The sequence below is a fragment of the Flavobacterium sp. MR2016-29 genome, from assembly GCF_015350695.1.
Lineage (GTDB): Bacteria > Bacteroidota > Bacteroidia > Flavobacteriales > Flavobacteriaceae > Flavobacterium.
The window spans coordinates 159,865-180,105 of the sequence record NZ_JADKPU010000009.1 but is presented as its reverse complement, the minus strand read 5'-3'; the positions used below and the strand labels follow the sequence as shown (position 1 = coordinate 180,105).

The following is a 20,241-nucleotide window of genomic DNA, read 5'->3' as shown; positions in this document are numbered from 1 at the left end:
GAATAGCTTAGAACTTCGGCATTAAACTCGCCAGCTATCGTCGTTGGTATCTTTTTATCTGATATAACGGCTAGTACGTTTCCTAAGTGATTTGACAACTCGTAACGTTTATCTCCAATCGAAGATAAGAAACTCCTTTGAACTATAGGCAACGCAGGTGTGAAAAGTCCGTTTGTAGGATCCAAATAGTTTGGTATTCCATCCGTTGGTGCATCCGTATTAAGTGTATAAGTACTACCTGTTGTAGCAGCATTTAGCATTCCAGGGCCTCCCTCATAAGTTTCCCAAGTAGCATAACCATCACCATCATCATCAACATCTAGATAGTTAGGTATGGTGTTGATTGACGCTTTCGGATTCTGAATTGAAGCTATTGCATTAGTATTTAGAGTAGCTCCCGTTGCAGGATTTTTGTCGCCATCAGGGTTCGCTCCTTCATTTAGGGTATAAATACCATCACCATCGTCATCTTTATCGTCATGATTTGCTATACCGTCACCATCAGTATCTATAAAACTTAGGTCATTATTTACTTCGTATAAATCAAATATACCATCTCCATCGGTATCCGGCAGGCAAGGTGCCAGAGTACGAATTACATTATTGTTTATTGGTATTCCTAAACTCGATACAGGAGGATTACTTGTGTTTGCCAAATCTGTTGCATCGTCAAAAGTAAACCCGTTTTGTAAAGTATTGATACCATAATTAAAATAACACATATCAAATCCAAGTGCTCTGGCATTACCAGCTCCTCCTAATTTATTAATGTTTTCGGCCGGTATACTGGCTGGGTTAACTGTTGTTGGTGTGATCCAATTAGCTCTGTTTTCAACAATTTGCGTGAAACCATTTACATCGAGTAGGGTAGGATTGGTACCAAAAGTAGTATTCAATTTTATAGCTATGCTATTGGCTGGTGTAGTCAATAAATTTGCTTGTAAAGTCACATCATAGCTTTTGATTGTTGCAGTAACGGGGCTGTCTGATGTAATTTTAGTGTATTGATTAACTGTAATCTTAGGGCTAATCGAATTATTGTTTTTAACTAGGTTAATTTGAACTTGATTTGTGATTTCTTTAGTTTGGCTTTCAATTACATCTTTGGTAACTTTAAGATCTTGTACAGACGCAACCAACGGTGTAGGTACAGCTATATCTATAGTAGTAACGGCAGCGCCTGGTGTAATTTGTGTTTTGAACACAATAGCTGTTCCCTTGTAAAGAGTAATAAAAAATTTACCAGATTCTAATGTTTTTCCAATTTTCAAAATCTGATTTGTAGTGTATGTGCCATATAAAATTTCTGCATTTCCGTTTGAGTAATATAATCTTGGCTGTGTTAACCCTGAATTCCTAACTGTCCTAAAACCATAAAAAAGATTATTGATAGTAAGTCCAACTTTTACCCTATTGGTATTTGTTAGTAAACTGGCAGTTTTAAATTCTAGTAATCCTGTTTCGGCAGGGCCAAAAACAGATACTGGATTTGCTGTTGTACAACTACCTGCAGATACTCTAAAAAGATTTATCAAATCACCATTGTCTACTCTTCTGACACAATTGTTAGCGACACCTTTTATATCTACTATTTTACTTTTGGTAACAGATTCTTGTTTAACGCCTTTGTATTGCAATTCACCTACAAAATATGTTCCATTAGCAGGATTGGCATTAATCAGTTTAATGGATGTGTCCAGATTTAAACTTTTCATATCTGGATCTATTGCAGGCGAATTATTCGAATACATACCCCAAGTTGATGAAGCCGTTGCAGTATCAAAGTGAAGCGAATAATCTCTAATAACAGGTGTTCCTGTCAATATAGAATTCTTAGTTAAAGCACTAGTTTTTGCAGCTATTCTGCCTGTGCTTGCAATGGAACTATTTCCTAATTTGTATATCAGTAAATTAGATTCTTCGAGTCCAAGACGGCTGCTGCCAAAAAGGTCGTGTTCTTTTAGACGATATAACGATTCAGTACTATTTCCCTGTTCGTTAACCTTATAGTTTTCTTCATAAACTCCTAATACATTGCCTTGTGCATCACGAGCATAATGCGTACGAACGATATCAAGACCACGTTGTACACGTTTTGCTATTCTATTGCCTAATCCATCATAATCAAAGAAGATAGTAACACCAGCTTTGCTGTTTATAACTTTTTCAACTTTGCCATCAACACGCCAGTCAATAGTCAAACCTTCGTTTTTATCTTGTATCAATTGACCAATAGCGTCATAAACATAGTTATACGTATTAGAATCACCTAAGTTATAATTAGCCTTTTCAATTAGATTTTGCTTGATATCGATACCAGTCTCAGTAAATATATCTTTAGCTACATCAAAAACATTGGTTAGCTTATTCGTTCCCGGAATGTATTTATAGGTAAAGTTGTCCATCTCTGGATTTGGTAGTGTTGAGTTAGGATAAACGCCCGGTGCGGTGTTACGCATGGTTTGTAAATTACCGTTTTTATCGTAAGAATAGCTGGATTCATAACTTTCAGCTGCTTGCATTGTGAAAGCATCAAAAGCTTGAGAAGTCATTGTTTTTATACGATTCAGCTGATCGTAACTATAATTATTTTTTTGTATAGCAAGCAACTGATCGCCTTCTTTACGAATAGCTGTTGTCATTTGCTTAATATTACCATTGTACAAGTTTTGAAGGCTTGTGCCAGTTGTATTACGACTTACCATTAAAGGTTTGAAAGAGTCACTTCCGTTATCCCCTGATATCGCTTTATAGTCATTGTCATAATAACTTAAAGAATAACCAAAAGCATCTTTTGTTTTTGTAGAACTTGCAGATGCTCCATCTTTGCCTAAGTCATTATCACTGCTAGATAGGTTTTCTCCATTAACTGTTTTTAACCAGCCCTGTAGCGTATAAGCATAATCTATTCCCTGCACTTTTTTGTCGCCTAATTCTACTCTCGCTAAAGGTCCGTGTGCATAATATTTGTAGCTAGCATCTTTTTCCCAAAGTGTACCATCTGATGATGTTTCGACATTTACAATACGATTGTCTGCATCATAGTTATAGCGATGCGTAAATTGATCAAATTTGTTAGGCTGAAATTTAACTGTATTTACATTGCCGCTTATAAGATCATAATCGTAAACAATTCTTTTTAAATGAACTTCACAGTCATTTGTTTGTCCTGTGGTTGTGTTGATAACAGTTTGAGTACAATTAGGATTTTTTAGAGCAGTATAGTAATTAACTATCTCTTTTACATTGCCGTGCACATCATAATTATATAAAATGGCGTTATCAAAAGTATTCGCATTCGTATAATTTTGATGATAGAATATTCCAGTTACTCTATTACGGTTATTGTATGCTGGATTAACTCCTGCTGCAACATTTGTAATAAATAATGAAGAAGCTTTGACAGTAGGTTCTACTTCTGGATCTTCATCATAAATAGTTCTTGTAACCTGAGTTTTAGGCAAACTGCTCTCAAAACCATCTACTATGGCATTTACAGCTCCAATAGGTTTTGGACTGCGCAAAAGTCTTCCTTCGGCAGATATACTATAACTTACAGATGCGGATGGATTGGCTGCATTAAATACAAAACTTTCTATTTCGCCAGCCTGATTTATCCTTCCTAGGCTATCATAGTTTGTATAGCTCATTTTGGCAACAGTTCCTGTTAGTTGTTTTCGGTTTTGCGAGGCAATGATTCTGCCCAATTTATCATAAGCAAAAGTTGTGGTATTGCCATCTGGAGTATTTTGCCAAACTAACTGATTTAATGAATTGTAGCGGTATTCGGTCTTAAATTTATGATTAGGCTGTAAATTCGAAATATCACCTGTAAATTGTTTAAGTGGGTCATCAGCTATTTTGTAAGCTTCTATTAGTGCATTTTTTGCTTTAATATCAGCTGGTGAAAAGCGATTTACTCCTTCTGGAGCTACAGTTTGAGTAAGATTTCCTGCTTGGTCATAATAATAAAGCGTATATTGATATTCTTGATCATAATACGTCATGTCAAGATTTTCAACAACCTCTGACATCGCTTTTTTGATATACGATGCAATAAATTCTTTGCGTTTCTCTTGCAGTAAATTATTATAATTATCTGCAGAAAAAGCTTCAGCAATGTTTTTTACAAGTTTTTCACAAGTTGATTCTGTCTCTTCAGGTAGACTAGGTGAAACCACACTAGTTAATGCTGCTGGAGGACAAATTTTACCATTATTAGCTGGTCTAAATACAGTTTCTACCCAATCATTCCAGTTCAGCACAGGAGTTACCTCATTATTAGCTATATTATCTGTATAATATTTTTTGTATTGCTCTATCACAGCATTGATACCGTTAAAACCGTAATGCAAGTAAGTGTCTCCAAATTCTGCAAGTGTTCTAAAACGGATATCATAAAGCTCTTTAACATCTAGTTCAGTTAAGTATCTGATATAGCTGTCTGAAATATACTGATAACCATTATTGCAAAAATTATCAAGAGTAGCTTGTGGCACTGAGTAATCAGCTATGCTTATTTTATTCATCCCGCTTATAAAAGCAGCTTTCTTTTCATCGCAAGCGACAGGAGCTACAGTTTGAGGAATACATGTAGTACATGTTTCTACCGAAGCTAATAACCTTTGAGAGCTTTTAACAGCACTTCTAAGAGAACTTGTAGCTTTTTTAGATCTAGCAGTTGCTTTACTGGCTAGTTCTTGTAAACTGATTGCATCACTTTGTAATAAATAATAATCATTTGATGGTACAGACTCAGCAATCATTCTCGCTCTGGCAACTGTATTGTCTGAAAGGAAATCACAGAAATCACTAGGACCTGCATCTAGCATTGTACCTGGAGCATAAAAGTTCATTCTATTTTGCAGAAATACAATTTTCGACTCTATTACATTGCTATTTTTGTTCTTATAATAAATTAAAAGACTGCTATCGCCTATATAATCTACACTTAAAACAGTAGCAATATCTTGGATTCCAAAATCCATTTCAATTCTGCAAAATATTTTGTCTATGCCGCCTGTTCCCCATGATCCTGCAGAAGCTGGACTTACATAATCATGATCGAAGAATCCTATTGCAAAATAATCCGAAGATGAAAATATTTGACATTTTGATATTTCTACATCATAATTATTTGGATAACTAGCCGCAAAACTTTCTTTTAATTTTTGAAATCTGCTCTCCAATTGAGTTTCCTGAACAAATGAATTTACATTAGGGTATGCATTTATTGTAGTAGCATCATTTACAAAACCCCCATTAGGATTAAATTGGTAATTTGCAGCTATAACTTCATTTAAAATGTTTTTTAATCCATTTTCATATAATTCTTCATTTTCTTGCGAATTTTCGCAACTAACTATTTTTTCAATCTCCGCAGGTACTAGAGGAGCAAAGAAATTACAAAAATCATCATCACCTAAAGACATAGATATTGTTCCTTCGAATGCAACACATTTTTGGCTTTCAGTATCATAATTTATATGTAATACATTATTTGAATCGATATCAATTTTGTTAAGATGAAGAATTGGCTCTTGAACGATATAACTAGGAGGTACCCCTATCCAAAAGACAGGCATTTGATTGCCTTCGTTATCATGGAACGAAATAATTATGGTGTCCCTAAAACCTGAATAATTGACCTGAAACTGATAAAGGTCAGTTGGTGGAAAATTAGGGAGATTTGCTTTTCTATATCTTTCAAAACGAGCCACTAAATTAGAATTATTGATAAGATTATTCATAGCAGGGTACTCGCTGCAGACGCGATAAATTGCAGTGTCAGGTGATGCTACTCCTCCATAATTAATTGTATAATTAGGATCAGATAAAATTTGATTTATAAAGTCTTTTAGATCGTTTTCAAAAGTAATTTCAGTTTCTGAATTGCTACAGGCAGCTATAGATAGACCTTCACACGGAATAACATTTTGACAAGCATCTCCAATACCATCTTTAGGATTAATATCCAATTGATCTGTATTTGGTGTAGTTGGACAGTTGTCTAGCTCATTTGGAACTCCATCGCGGTCATCATCCATAATAGCAACAAAAGGACAACAGTCAAAATTATTAGTAAAAAGTTTTAACGTTCCTTTTAAAATAGCTGTACCAGTAGTGAAATTAGTATTGCCAGAAGTAACTAACTGAAATGAACTTTCAGCATTATTATCTGGGGACTTAATTGTTATAGACTCAAATTTTTTGAAGGTATAAGAGTCAATCAAAACACCTTCTCTGACAGATTCTAGAACAAGGTTTGCAATGATATTTGTACCTTGTTTGAAATATATATTTTGTGCATTTCTTTCCCAAGTTATACTAGTATTGGCTCCGAAAAATTCTTCTAAATAAGAATTATTATACGCTGTATAATTACTTATATCAATAGGCGTAGTGCTATTAAAGGTACCTTTTGTTTTTAATTCGTTGAAAAGAGGTATCAAAGCTTTTTCAAACTTAGATTTTTTATTACAGCCAACTCCCTGGTCATTTGTTGCTTGATTAGGATCTAAAACTTCACCAATAGCATTTGGAGATGTCCCGCATTCCCCTATAGGAGCGCAAGTTTCTCCGGTTAGAATAATTTCATTAGAAATCTCATTACTTCCAACAGCTCCTATTTCAGCCACGACAGAGAATTTGTATTTTCCTTCTGAAGGTTTTGAATTTCCTAAATCGTAATAGATTTGCTTTAGATTTTTAATAGACCAAGAAGAGCCGTAATTTGCCCAAGTATAACCACTTGTTTTAGGCAGTTGTACTGAAATTGGACAAGTTGAAAAATCTCCTCCAGTTTTTGGAGTAATGTTAATAGTCAAAGTTGCTCCTGTTGCTGGTGTTGAAACAGTTAAAGGCTGTAATCCATTTGCAAATAATCCTTCTAATGTTTGATTAGCCGAAGGAATAATTAATTTTTTAATCAATTCTTTGGTAATATACGACTTATTAAAAGCTGCATTCGATAAAGATACTGGTGAAGTAAAAGCACCATCTTTGAAAAATCCATTCAAAAATATATCGAAGTCAAACAAAAGTGGGCAATTTCCAGTTTGAGCATAATACTCAAAATGGTTTGCTTGAACTGCATTGGCCATAGCATCTGTAGGACTTAAGCTCGAGTTGTATCCAAAATCTGCTGGAAGATAATTTTTTTGTTTGCTTTGATATAATATTGCACTGCTGCTTTCACATAAAGAGCCTGCAGTAACAATGTTATTTTGAATATAATTAGACAGCAACTTTTTCTGAGTGAAATTATCACTCAAAACATCTGTAATTGCACTAGAAGATGCTTGACCTACACAGCCATTAAAAGATTTGCGCTGCATAGCATATATATTGCTGAATATATGTTTGATTTTATTTTTTAATCCGATGTACAAACCTTTATAAACATTCCATACCTCATTTTTTTCAGATGCACTTAATGTAATATTAGTTAAGTCACATTGAGAAAAAGAGTTGCACAATACACTTTGTACAGCTACTTGATACATAGTTAAATTAGTATTATCTGCTCCGATGTAACTGTTGTTTATAGCCTGATACATTATACTTCCAGTACCAACTCTCATACTATAAAGAGTGGCATCTTCAAATGGAGCAGGAGATTGTGCTTGTTTAAAATAAGGGTCATTATTGTAAATTTTGAATTTGCCTGAATTTCCTGCACTGTCAAAATCAATAAATCCTTTTGAATATGCATCAGCATAAGTTGCAGTATTCATTAAATAAGAATCATAACCATCAGAAGATAAAGGTGTAGAAATTGTTCCTGTACTTTTAGCTATAGTAAAGTTTATTGTTCTTTGGCATATTTCACGGCTATATTCTAAATATCTATATTCTGGGTGATAAAGTAATAAAGATTGCGCCCAACTGTCTTCCCAATGCGCTATAAAATCGCTTACGTCCTTCAATTGCTCTGGCTGTACGGTCCAAATATCACTCCCGTCTGGAGCTTTTGCAGGACTAAGGACAGGAGTAAAGGCCGGATCAACTTCAGGTGAATATATTTTAGGAGTACTTGTATTGTCTATTATTTTAACTTCAATTACTGACTGAACTCCATAAGAATCTTTATAAGTATCTACTTGATCTTGAGTAGGGCTAATTGCTCTTCTAGGATGTTTCCAGTTGTTTCCAGTGGTTGCACCGTTATAATAAAGACTACCATCTGAATTGAAAACACTTAATTTGTCAAAATTTGAATTGGGTACTTTATTTCCGTTTGCATCTATAGTATTTACATCAGTAGCTCCATATTGTCCATTAGGTCTCAAATCTGAGATCAATAAATTTTCATTCATTTGACAAGAAGTTTCAAAATCAACGAATGTAGGATTACATATTTTATCACATTCTGCATATAACAAATCCCATTCTCTACTGAAACGTATATTTAAAGAATTTACATCAGATACTGTTATTATATTGCCTTCCATATCTGTAGCACCATTGTTTAATGTAATGCTTGTTGTATTGCCTGACGCGTATACACTTAGAACTACTTTGCCGTATAATTTATCGAAAGCACCTTGAACATAATTCAATTTTGTTCCTATACTTTTTGTACAGCTCTCACATGTAATATTACACGAATCATAAATAAATTGAGTATTGGGTGATAATCCAAATTTTGGATCATTAGGATCAATATAGCATTCAGAACTAGCTGTGGTCAATTTTTTTATGTAATCATCAGCGTAATCGTTTAATGCTTTTTCATTTACCTTAATTTCTTTTTTCAGACTATAGCTTCCTGTATTTAAAGTTGCTTTTGACTTAACTACAGGCAGACTTGCCGGAATATTGCTGCCTGATAAACTAAACGTACCAACAGTTTTAAAAATAGGCGTATCTAATTTTTCATTGCCACAATCGTCTTTTAAACCCAATTTAACATCATACACGAAAGGATATAAACCTGTTGGGCAATAAAAAGGAGAGAATGAGTTTGTTTGATCTAAACTATATTCAAAGTCATATCCTTCTCCGTCATTTGTGACTTCTACTGATTTTGAAAGAGTCAAAACATCATTGCTTTGAGGAAATATTCCTGTCGATTGTAATATGTTGTTGTCTTTTGCCGTATCTGCATCAGTAACTGCAAGTTTGTTGAGTAAGTCTGCAGTAACACTTCCATGACCGTTAGCATCAGCATTAGCCTTAGTATCTACGTTTTCTTCTGGCAAGCTAATAAGGTTATTTGGTGATTTTCCAGACAACGCCGTAGCAATAGTGCGCCCTTGTGGATCTAGATAACTTACAGATACTTGTTTATTAGGATCAACTACAATATTTTTTTTATAATGAGAAGATTCACCTACACTATAACCAAACAATCTATGCAGCTCTGGAGCTGAAGGTGTTGTGTAAAAATATTTCATCTCATGATTACTGCCAAGCTGATGCTCTACACCCACGCCGCCTTTTCTAGCTATTCGGCCTGTGTTGTCAGGTGTGTATTCTATTTGTGAGAAAGGATATAGTTTGGCATCCGGTACATAAGCCTGGTTAGTTCTTGAAGAAAAATCCGAATATCCCGTTGGAGAATAATACCTGCTTGATCCAGAACTATCCGACATTCCAGAAACATTGCTAAAACAGCTTCCTCCATCTATATCAAAATCTTTAAAAGAATAGGATTTGCTTTGGCTATTTAAGTTGTAATTTTTAAAATAATGAATATTAGAATCAACATTTGGAGCAGGCAATATCTCTAGGCCGGCTCTTCCTTGACTGTCATAAATAATTTCTCCTACTATAGTAGTATTATCGGTATTTATTTTGGTTACTGTTTGGCGATTTCTCAATGAGCCGTCAAAATAACTGACGATTTCTTTTTTCTTTCCATCTTCGGCATAGCTCGCTTGAAATTGCCAGTTTTTGCCAGCTTCATGTTCAGAAATAATGCTCTGATGAGGCCAATCAGCAATTGTGTTTTTTACACTAGTTCCTGAACTCCAATTACCATAATATTTAACAAGTTCTGTATTTCTGCTGATTCCTCGTACTCTATATATCAAATACCCTTTACTGTATATTAAGGGTATTTCAAATGTGTTTTTAGAAGTTATGATTCGGGTATTATTGAGTTCAAAATCTCTCTCTTTAAATGGAATTTGATCTCCAGATAAATGAGCAGTTATGCCTTCATTACTATAATTATCAATCCAAGTCCATTCTAATTCATATTCTAAAGCACCAGCTAAACTTGCCCAGTTAATGGTTACTGAACTTCCTGTAGCATTAGTTGAGCCAATCGGATTAGGCAATTGTTGTGATACTGCATAATACCTTTTTGTCTTGAAACCCATATTAACGAAAGCATTATTTGGTACTACGTTTCCGTTAGCTGTATTCAATGCATTGTATGAAATCAATTGTACTCTGATACCAAACCTGTTTTCGATTTTTAAATAACTTAAATCGCTAAAGTTCGCACCTCCGCTGTTTGCAGGATTTGGGTTATAATTTACTGTTAGTTCCTTATCAAAAGAAGTATCATTACTGCCGTCTTGTTTTAAAGGAGTTACTCTAAAAGTTGCCTTTAATTCATAAGCGACATATGGTGCTAGATTATTATCGATACTTAATGACAAGTAGCAATAAGAGCCTAAATTGTTTTGATTCGGAAAATTAGCTTCTGAATCAAAAATAGAGATAGGAGCATTGCCAAAACTGGTAATCGCTGTTGGCTTAAAACTAGTATACTCTCTTTCTTGTACTTGTGCGCTGAGTAGTACTGTAAAGAACAATAACCCAATTAAGCTTATCTTTTTACTTAACACATTCAATGATATATTCATATTATAATTATAACGTGATTAACTTATATGTTTTAAACTTTTCCAAAAGATTGTTATTGATACTGAAATAATTGGCGTTAGATAGGAGGGATGGATTCAAAATTATTTTCAAAATAAGTTTAAATACCCCTTCGGTTTGACCAATAGAACTGTTGTTCAATAAAATCAGAACTATTAACAATCAAGGAATTATCATTCCCTTTTTGGACTATTACTTCGCGTTTCTTGTATGGTATAAACTCCTTTTTCTGTTTCTTTCTTCACTCTTACCAATCCTCCTTCGAGATCATATTCATAAAACGAGGCGTAGTTGTTTTCATCTAATTCTGCCATGAGTTTTTGGGTATCTTCATCATAAACAAAACTTTTTAAATTCCCATTGTAAGGGAAAAATCGAATGTCATCAAAATAGCAGTCTGCCGTAGTGTTAGTACAATTTAAAGCGATTTCTAAACTTGGATTATTTTCTGCAACTATAGCAGGAATTTCAATAATGCCCAAAATGCGTTGCCAACCGTCTATAATTGCTCCAGAAGGCTTAAATGTTTCAGAATAGAATGATGCTCCATTGCCATTTGCAATAGAAATTGATATGTTGCTTTGAGAATACGTAATTTGCTGTTGCGCAACATTTTCTTTTACCCAGCCTGAAACAATATATTTACCAGCTTCCGGCATAAAAGAACTGTTAGACAATTCATCAAGTGCTGCTTGATTTGCTTGTGAATATCGCTTTATAATATAAGTGACTATATTTGAAAATGCATTACAGGTTGCTCTTTGTCTAATATAAATGTTCTTGTTCACATAACTATTTACATTAGTATTCCCCAAAATAATTGCAGCATTAGTATTTAATGAAGGCATACCGCTAAATTGTGGCAAATCAATCCAAGTTGTTGCGTTTAAAGAATATTGCCAATTATATTCACTCGAAGGAAAACCTATATCTGATTCTATTATAATGTTATCATTAATTGGAAGTAGAGTACTTGCACCAGTGTCCTTGATTTTAAGTAAAGGAACATTTGTTATTGTTAATTGATCGTTCCACCATCTTACAATATCATTGTAAGTATTTGTACAAAATGCAAAAGTACCTTCTTTTAAATCGTCATTAAAAGAACCATTTCCTCCACATCCGCCTATTGTTCTCTTCCAGTTTCTAGAAGATTTGACTTGAATTTTATCTGGAACCCTATTTGCTAAAACATCTACATTACTTTCATAATAAGTGTTTTGTCCTCGTGATATACCGCTTAAGTTCTTACTCAGAGCTTGTACAATACCGTCTTTATAAACCAAAGTAATATTTACATCGTTTCTGCATCCGTCACCGTAATTTCCACCTCCAGGACTAATGTAAAGCATTGTTTTTACCCTATACGAACCCATGTTCTGACCAAAAGCCAAGCTAGAGGACAATAAGAATATAAAAAAGATAAACAGTATTATTTTTTTCATTTTTAAATTTTTAGATACAAAAAATATTATTTAAGTTTTAACTTTATTAATAGTCTATTACCTTAATAAAATTTTGATTATTTAAATTTCTTATTAGTGAATTGTCATTTGGCCAGAAATTATTTCTTCATGATCTAGCGTAAAATATCTTAATCGATAATATGAATTTTCTACAGGGAAGTTATATAAATTGGTAAAGCCTGTTCCATCTGCGTCACCTATTTCATCACGTATCGTCGCCACAGTATACCAGGTTTGGTCATCTGGATGGTATACTTGTAAGTCTAAACTAATCCCATATATTGGTCTTTGTGTAATTTTATCTGTTATTCCATAATTAATTATTAAAACATTATTAGGGGAACTAGTATGATTTTCCATATACCATAGGTCGATTTGATAGTTTTGTGTAACGGGAGGATTTACAACAACAACAGGACACTTCGCCTCATCAATTTTAGGAATACTGGCAAACAAATTTCTCGTCATCGTGCTAGAAGTACCTTTAGATACTTTTAGACTATTTTTTCCAGTATGAGATTGATTAGAATCAATATTTAGCTTGTCATTTGCAAAACCAAAATGTTTTTTGGTAGTTACAGTTTTCTTCTCCTCAAATCCTTCGTATCCTATTTGTTGGTATTTTGAGTTAGAAGCTACCGCCATAGGCAGTTTATACATATAGCCATACTGTGCTGCACTGTAGCGTTCTAGCGCATCTTTGTTTTCTAATTCTGCTCCATAAGGACTGTATTTAGTAACACTGCTTGCAGAGGTCCAATTGGTATCGTCAATCTTCCAAACAGGAATTTGAGAGCTGCGGTCTAGTTTATAAAAAGGATTGAAACTAGTAAAGAAACCTTCGTTTCTAGGGTTATTACTATCTCCTCTTCTGCTATTTCTGCCTGTTAAATAGGCATACGATTTTTCGGCTCTCCAATTACCTTTAATGTTCCAGAGATAAGGATTTACCTTAACGTCATTAGGGTATTTAACATCTCCAGAAGGATAAATCAAGTTTAGATCTTTGTCAATTATAATATTGCCAGTAGCTGGATCTATATGTGAGACAGCACTGCTAGAATTATAACTTGGGTAATACGGAAGATTAGATTCAACTTGCGTATTCCAATGATCCTTATAAACAACTGCGCTTGCATTAATTATTCTAGGATTAAAACTTGAGTTCGAGTTGAATTGAAATGAATCTTGATCTAGCTTTCCATTCTTTATCGGATTGATCATAGAAGTAATCGAAGCCATCGATGCAGTTTGCATATTTCTATATCCAGAGCGTGTAATTTTAAAATTAAAATTGTTTAAATCTTGACATTTGTTGATATAATTTCCGCTTTTATCCATTAACAATACACCTGTTTTATCAGTATTGAAGCCTACGACCCATAATTTATATACTGCAGGCAAAGTTTGACCAGCTACAGCAGTTGACTGGATTATTCCACTATCGACAGCTATTTCATCTCCAACATGGAATATTTTAGAAACATCACCACTTTCTAGTTTAAAGTAAGGGTTTCCAGCCTGCCCTGTACCAGTATTGCCAGAACCATTAGCAATCAATTTTCCTTCAATACCAATATTTTGAGAAGCCAACCCCATTCCGTCATACATCCAATAAGCAGGGAAGTTGAAAGAAAAGTAATGATCACTATATTCATTAACAGTTTCTGTTAGGAGTACATCACCTGTACTGGCATCCCATCCAAGATTTTTTGTAGATACGGTAGCACCCAAATCAGTTGCTATTTTTTCAACCAATAGAGCAGTTTTATGTACATGCTTTGTGGTTACTGCTGTACGAAGTTCATTAATGTTCGTAGATGATTCTGGAAATACTGTAGGTATAAATATAGGTATTGGAAATATCCCAACAGGAATTAGATAACCCGCAACATTTGCTTTAAAACCAGAGGTTTCTGTTTTAGCAAAACTTCTGTTAAAGTCATTTATTAAATCATAGTCAACGCCAATTAATTTTTTAGATACATTTCCTTTTTCATCTACAGTAGTAATATTGTTATCTATATTTCCTTGTTCATCTAAATTATATTTGTATTCAACGGAAGAAACTATTTCTTTGGCTTCATTGTACACTTCCTGTAATTTCACTTTGCCATTCATGTCATTGGTTTCAATAGAATAGCCTTGGGTCATTGTCAATAGATTTCTAACATCTATATTTCCGCCTCTTATGACATTCTTCAACAGATCTTTAATAATGCTGGTTTCTGTAATTCCGTTAATCATCTTCACATCGGTGTAGGACACTTTTGTTGGAAAATCATGACTGGTATAATGTTTTGTTATGACGCTGCCCGTTGCATGCTTTTTTACTACAATATTTCCCGAACTGTCTTTTCTGTCCAAATTTTTCACTGTTACCCTTGAATAAGTAACTTTTGCTGCTGGAAAGAAATTAACTCCAAATGGTTTTTCTACATAATTACTTTCCATAGGAGCAGCTACTGTCTCTGCGTAATTTCCTTTTGCGTTATAGAAAGGTTCTATAAATGGATTTTCAGCACACATATTAGGTTCAAAAGTTGCGACTCCACTAGATTTTCCATCAGTATCATTATAAGAATACGTTTGACCATACTCCATGTCGTTCACTGTTCCGGCTGTACCTTCAAGCATTTGAGTCCAATTGTCACTTAATTTTACAGATTTAACTCGAAGTCCTCCACCCAATTTATGGCCATCTGGATTTTCTAATCGGATCCAAGACTTTTCAGGTTTAAAAATTCTTGCACGTCCTTTATTTTGTAAATAACCATTCGGCCCATCAAACATTTCTTTTATAATACTTAAACTGCCTCTCAGATTTTTTACAATAGAACCAAAATCTGTTGCTGCAGGATCATCGTTTATACCGCATGTTAATCTATTCAGGAACGTACGCCCAAAACCCCACCCAGCTTTAGCAATTGGATTTACTTCGTTACCGGTTCCTTTATCCCTTGCTAAAAATTCTACCGGAATAGAAGCTATTGTTCCTCCTAATTCTGAACTGTATTTAACATCAATTTCATTTGGGTTTCCTGTTTTAAAATAACCTGAAACATATTCATACTGTTGTGCATTATCAGACATATTCAGCATAAATTTAAACTGAATGGGTTTGTTTAAATTCTCACTTAAATATTTATCAAGAAATCCTTGTCTTGTGAGTCCGCCATCAGCAGTTAAAAGGTTATCACCACTTAGTTTTACATACAAAAACCTTTTATGAGTGTTGCCATTGTATAATATGTTTTTGCCTTTTATATCATCGTCATTAGGAACTACATTTTGCCCGACACCAACAACTTTATACATTTGCATTGCCTTTTTATCCTGCACGTATTGGTAATCATCACTTTCAGTCTCGATTTTGATTTCTCCTCCAGACGGTAATGTAACTGATTTCAAGTTCCATGAAGCGGTATTAATATCAGCTTGATTTTTAGTTAAGTCAGGACTCACTTTTGTTTTATTTTGATCAACAAAAGGAAATTCAGTATTTGATAATGGCGTATTTATATTGCCGCTATTTTCAGGGTTTTCCTTGTAATTTCCCCAAATATCAAAACCTTTCATATTGTATTTAGGATTAAAAGCACCTGGCACTGATGGATAAGGATCATCACTGGTTTTATTTAGTTTTTGATATTCCAGATCATTTTCGCCATAATCAAATGCATAGGGAGTGTATTTCCCCATATTAGAACCTCGATAGGTAAAATATACTTTTTTCAAAGTAAGTTTACCATGATAATTACTCAATTCATTCGCTGTAAGATTGGAGCTTTTGTTATTGTTCGAAATACCTTTACAGAGGCTATAACTATATACAAAATGCGCAGTTTTTATTGGTTTTACAGCGCTTCCTGCAATTTTAGACGGATCAAAAATTGCACCTGCAGCATCTGTAACTTCTGGTCTAGAATACAATCGTATTGCATGAAGCTTTTTCATTCTTCCTGAGCCTTCACCTCCATTTTCACCTGCAACACCAATAGCATCTTTTCTGTCTTCAATATCAAAGAATGCTACGTGGGTTTTAGTAACTATTTTATCGAGATATTTAAGTTCTTTTTCACCATATAAATAGTTTCCTTTTTGATCGTCTTTTTTTGAAATAAGACCTTCATTATAAGTAGCTGTATTCTTTTCAAAAGGGACTCTCCATTTATAAGCTGAGACTGTCGTATATTCAAACTTAGTAAAAGCACCCAAATCATTTATTGTTGGTCCATTGTCATCAATGTCTTGATAATCTGATGAAAGAACAGTAGATAATAGATAGGTATGTGCATAAGCAGGAGTTATAACTCTGTTTACATATTCATCACTTGTTTTATTATCCCCGTTTCCATAAAGAGATCCATTATATCCAACCAGTCCTGTAGTGTTGTTGCCACTTTTTCCAGAAACATCAAAAGTAGCTTCTGATTTTTTGGTATTGTAAGCTGTTTCTCCATACACATAACTTGTACCATCTGCCTGTAAAACTTTTATTCCTGCGGTGTGGTGTGGTTTAGCGTTATCATTTTTTATAATAAATTTATCTCTAGACGCTTCTGCATTTGTAATTTTCTGAATGACCTGACTGCGTACAAATCGTTTCGATCTCTTTATTTCTGTATTGCCATAGCTGCCACCTGTAAATGTATAAGGACTAGTGTACGTATTTTTTTTATTTCCGTCAATATCAACTCTTAAGGCTTTTGTTTCGTATATTTTATCTTTATAAATAGTTTCTGGATCTACTATTGCAGCACCAACCATTTTGAAGGTAACGGGTTCATAAGTCAATTCTTTTTTGTCAGTGCTTTTTTCGTTAAAACGGGCTAATACATTGTTATTTTCGATCCATCCACCTGTAGTACTTTCAGAGGGAGCTTTCTTAAAATCACCACTGGCATGAAATAAATTACCTAAACCAACTTCAACACCAAAATTTTGGCTTTTGCCAAGATCCACAACTTCGTCATTATATACACTGCTTACTTTTGATCTATACGGTCTAAACATACCTGATACACCTTGTCCGTCTATACTATAAGTGTCATAAGTATAATTTGTTACCGGTAAAGCCAACGTGTTTTTGCTTACAGTTTTTTCATTTTCTCTATTAAAATCTAAGACTCCAGACTCATTTACTTTTTTATATTCAGTATTTTCATAGCCATAACCTTTTTCTGTTCTGTTGCGATATTCATCTGCAACACTTTGATAGGAACCGTATCCTGTAACTTGAACTTGACCTTCTATTCCAAAGACCTCTCCTCCAATAGCGCCGTTAAAAGAAAAGTTTTCATTTCTAAATCCAATTCTTTTAGTAGGAGTATAACTTAAATTATTGAAAGAAATACTGCCGCCAATACCGCCGCCTCCAGAAGCTCTTTTAATATTATCATAATAGTCGTTACCATCTCGGCCGGTCTTTTTATCCGCAGTTTCTCCTTGTTGACTAATACTTGCAGATACATTAAGATTTTCAACTCCTTTTCTGCTATTTAAACCTAAAGAAATAGAACTGTTTAGTGAAGTAGTTTCACAGCCGTTATCTTGCATTTTAGTAGAAATACCAATTCTAGGAGTTACTGTAGCGCCACCGTCTAGAGAACTTGAGAAATCCATCCCAACCGATACGTTGCCATTAAAATTAAATCCTATACCATAAGAAGGTTTAAATGAAATTCCTTCATAATTATTAGATTCAACTCCCAATCCAACACCCAATTGCAAAGCATCAAAACCTGTATAAGCACCATTAACACCTACATTAATACCTACCGTTCTGTTTTGCCTTAAATTGTTTTCATAAGTCATTTCATCGCCTCTAAAATCATCAGGCAAACCTCGAACTTGTCTTTCTATCTGTCCTACATTTAGATTCCATCCAAGTCCTACCCAAGATGCTTCCTGATCCATGGTTATTCCTGAATTGTATGCAAGATTCAGTGGATATCCACCCACATCCATGATTGGAATATTGTAATTAAAGTCACCACTTGCTAAGTCTACCATATCTGAAGTGCCTATGGGTGTAAAAGAATTGAATTCAGGCTGTGTAGGCCCGCTCGTCAAAGCATACATCTGCATTGGCTGAAAGGTTTCCAAAAGAATCATCATCGCTAAATAAATAGCAACAGTTTTTTTTAATTTACTTACTTTTTTTGGCTTGATCATAAGGCTACAGGGGTAAATGGATCTTTGAATTTAAATTTTAATATTCCCTTTCTAAAAAGGAAATCATTGTAAATCAATTGTATTTTATCATTGGGATCTATTCCTGAGAAGAATAGCAGTACTTTTTGGAATGGAGCGATTTTATAATTACGCTCAAAGTTTACTCCAGAACATTTAATTGTATCTTTCTTTGAAGTCACAACATAAAAATCTTTGTCAAGGCCAAAAGACATGTACTTTACAGCAGCAGTATAATCCATGCCTGTAAAATCTTTGCTCAGTAGGTCTTTCTCTTCATCTTGTTGAAATACAAACTCTATAACACGCTCTGTTTTATTTTCTTCGTAAAGAGAATCAACGTGTTGTAGGTTTTCAATTCCCTGATCTTTTAGCAAATAATATTGAATGGGAACCTCAGTAGCAGTAAAACCAATATCTTCTACAATTTGCGTATATGAACGAGATTTCCAGCCTATTTTTTCGAGATTAAAATATCTATCTCTAATTTCTGAGTCGTGTATATTTTTTGATTGGTCTTTCCTGCAAGAAAATAAAGCAAAAAAAAGAAAGACAAAAATAACCTTATTTAAGTCCTTCATATTTTTTATTTATGTATGAAACTAAGTCGTTTGTTACATCTATGTCTTCAGAAGCAAATAAAATATTTGTTTTGGTGTCAGAACCGATTATAAGATTATAATCATTCTCTTCTGAAAATTTTGCCGAGTAGCTTTTAATTCTTGCTAATATTTTTGAAGATTGTTCAGAAGCAAATACTTGATTAAATTGTTCGAGTTCTTCTTTCGACTGGATAAACTCTTGCATTAGTACTTTTCTTTCTGTAGCTGTTGCAGAAAATTGTATTTTTTGATATAAAGAATCAACATGCAATTTTTTACTATTAAATTCCTTTTCGCCTACAAGCTTTAATTCTTTAGTCATATTGAAATTGTTAAATACTTGACTATTATCTACATAAACAATTTTGGAGTTTTTATTAAAATTGATAAAAACTATAACTGTTATAATTATAATTAATAAGACATTACATGTTATTAATGCCAATTGGGTATTTTTTTTCACAGAATAAATTTGTTAAAAATTTTGTAAATTAATTTTATGTTTTTTTGCTTAAATACAGCCTTATTTGCTTCTAGAAAATTTAATGATTTGTGTTAAATACTTTTTTACTAAATAATATAACTTTGAAGTGTTTAGATTTGTAACTATTCTTGTTAATATTAATCTTATTTCAAATAATTTTATTCTATAAGCATTTTTTTATGTTAAAAACCCATTATTTATCTCTCTTTTATAATAGTAGATGATTTTATTTTTGCTTTTTTCTAAAATTTCAAATAATGTTATTTATTTGTTAACGAGGCCAAAACTATATTATATTTTTTTTATTTACTTACGGCTTTCCTCATTGTAGCTTTTTTAGTAATTTTTTTTTAAATAAAAAACACTTATGTGTTTGCAAATCAGTGATTTGTTGTTGAATTAAATATTGAAAAAAAAATATTTTTTTAATATTAATAAAATCAAATTTGAATAATGAATAGGTAAGTAATTTCTTAAAATTTTGAAATAAGGCTTGTTTTTTTGAATATGCAATAAGAGTAGAGAAACAATAGAGCTATAAGTATAAAGCAGTGTGAAAGATTTTTTACTTGGGGAAGGTTTAATAGTTACGCTAGATTCTAACAAAAACTTTATAATTAAAAACCGAATTTGTATATTGTTCTGCTAAAATTAA

General features: G+C 33.4%; 4 protein-coding genes and 1 pseudogene. All 5 read right to left on the bottom strand.

The annotated features are described in order from the left end of the window. Nucleotides 1-10,820 (bottom strand): annotated as a pseudogene (locus IR010_RS17890) (hypothetical protein); the annotation flags it as partial. A gap of 192 nt (nucleotides 10,821-11,012) precedes the next feature. Beyond that, nucleotides 11,013-12,284: a hypothetical protein gene (locus IR010_RS17885; RefSeq protein WP_194605700.1), complete on the bottom strand. Its 1,272-nt coding sequence runs from the start codon at nucleotides 12,282-12,284 to the stop codon at nucleotides 11,013-11,015. A gap of 93 nt (nucleotides 12,285-12,377) precedes the next feature. Then, nucleotides 12,378-18,482 (bottom strand): hypothetical protein, encoded by a 6,105-nt coding sequence (locus tag IR010_RS17880; RefSeq protein WP_194605698.1) that lies wholly within the window; start codon nucleotides 18,480-18,482, stop codon nucleotides 12,378-12,380. Then, nucleotides 18,479-19,081 (bottom strand): hypothetical protein, encoded by a 603-nt coding sequence (locus IR010_RS17875; RefSeq protein ID WP_194570716.1) that lies wholly within the window; start codon nucleotides 19,079-19,081, stop codon nucleotides 18,479-18,481. Before IR010_RS17875 ends, IR010_RS17880 begins: the two co-directional genes overlap by 4 nt. Then, complete coding sequence (locus IR010_RS17870) at nucleotides 19,065-19,565, bottom strand: OmpH family outer membrane protein (protein WP_194570715.1); 501 nt, start codon at nucleotides 19,563-19,565, stop codon at nucleotides 19,065-19,067. The genes IR010_RS17875 and IR010_RS17870 overlap by 17 nt, the downstream gene beginning before the upstream one ends. Between the last annotated feature and the right edge of the window lie 676 nt (nucleotides 19,566-20,241).

Excerpts from the sequence above, each read along its gene's own strand:
- IR010_RS17885 (WP_194605700.1), bottom strand. The coding sequence starts at position 12,284 with ATGAAAAAAATAATACTGTTTATCTTTTTTATATTCTTATTGTCCTCT.
- IR010_RS17880 (WP_194605698.1), bottom strand. The coding sequence starts at position 18,482 with ATGATCAAGCCAAAAAAAGTAAGTAAATTAAAAAAAACTGTTGCTATT.
- IR010_RS17875 (WP_194570716.1), bottom strand. The coding sequence starts at position 19,081 with ATGAAGGACTTAAATAAGGTTATTTTTGTCTTTCTTTTTTTTGCTTTA.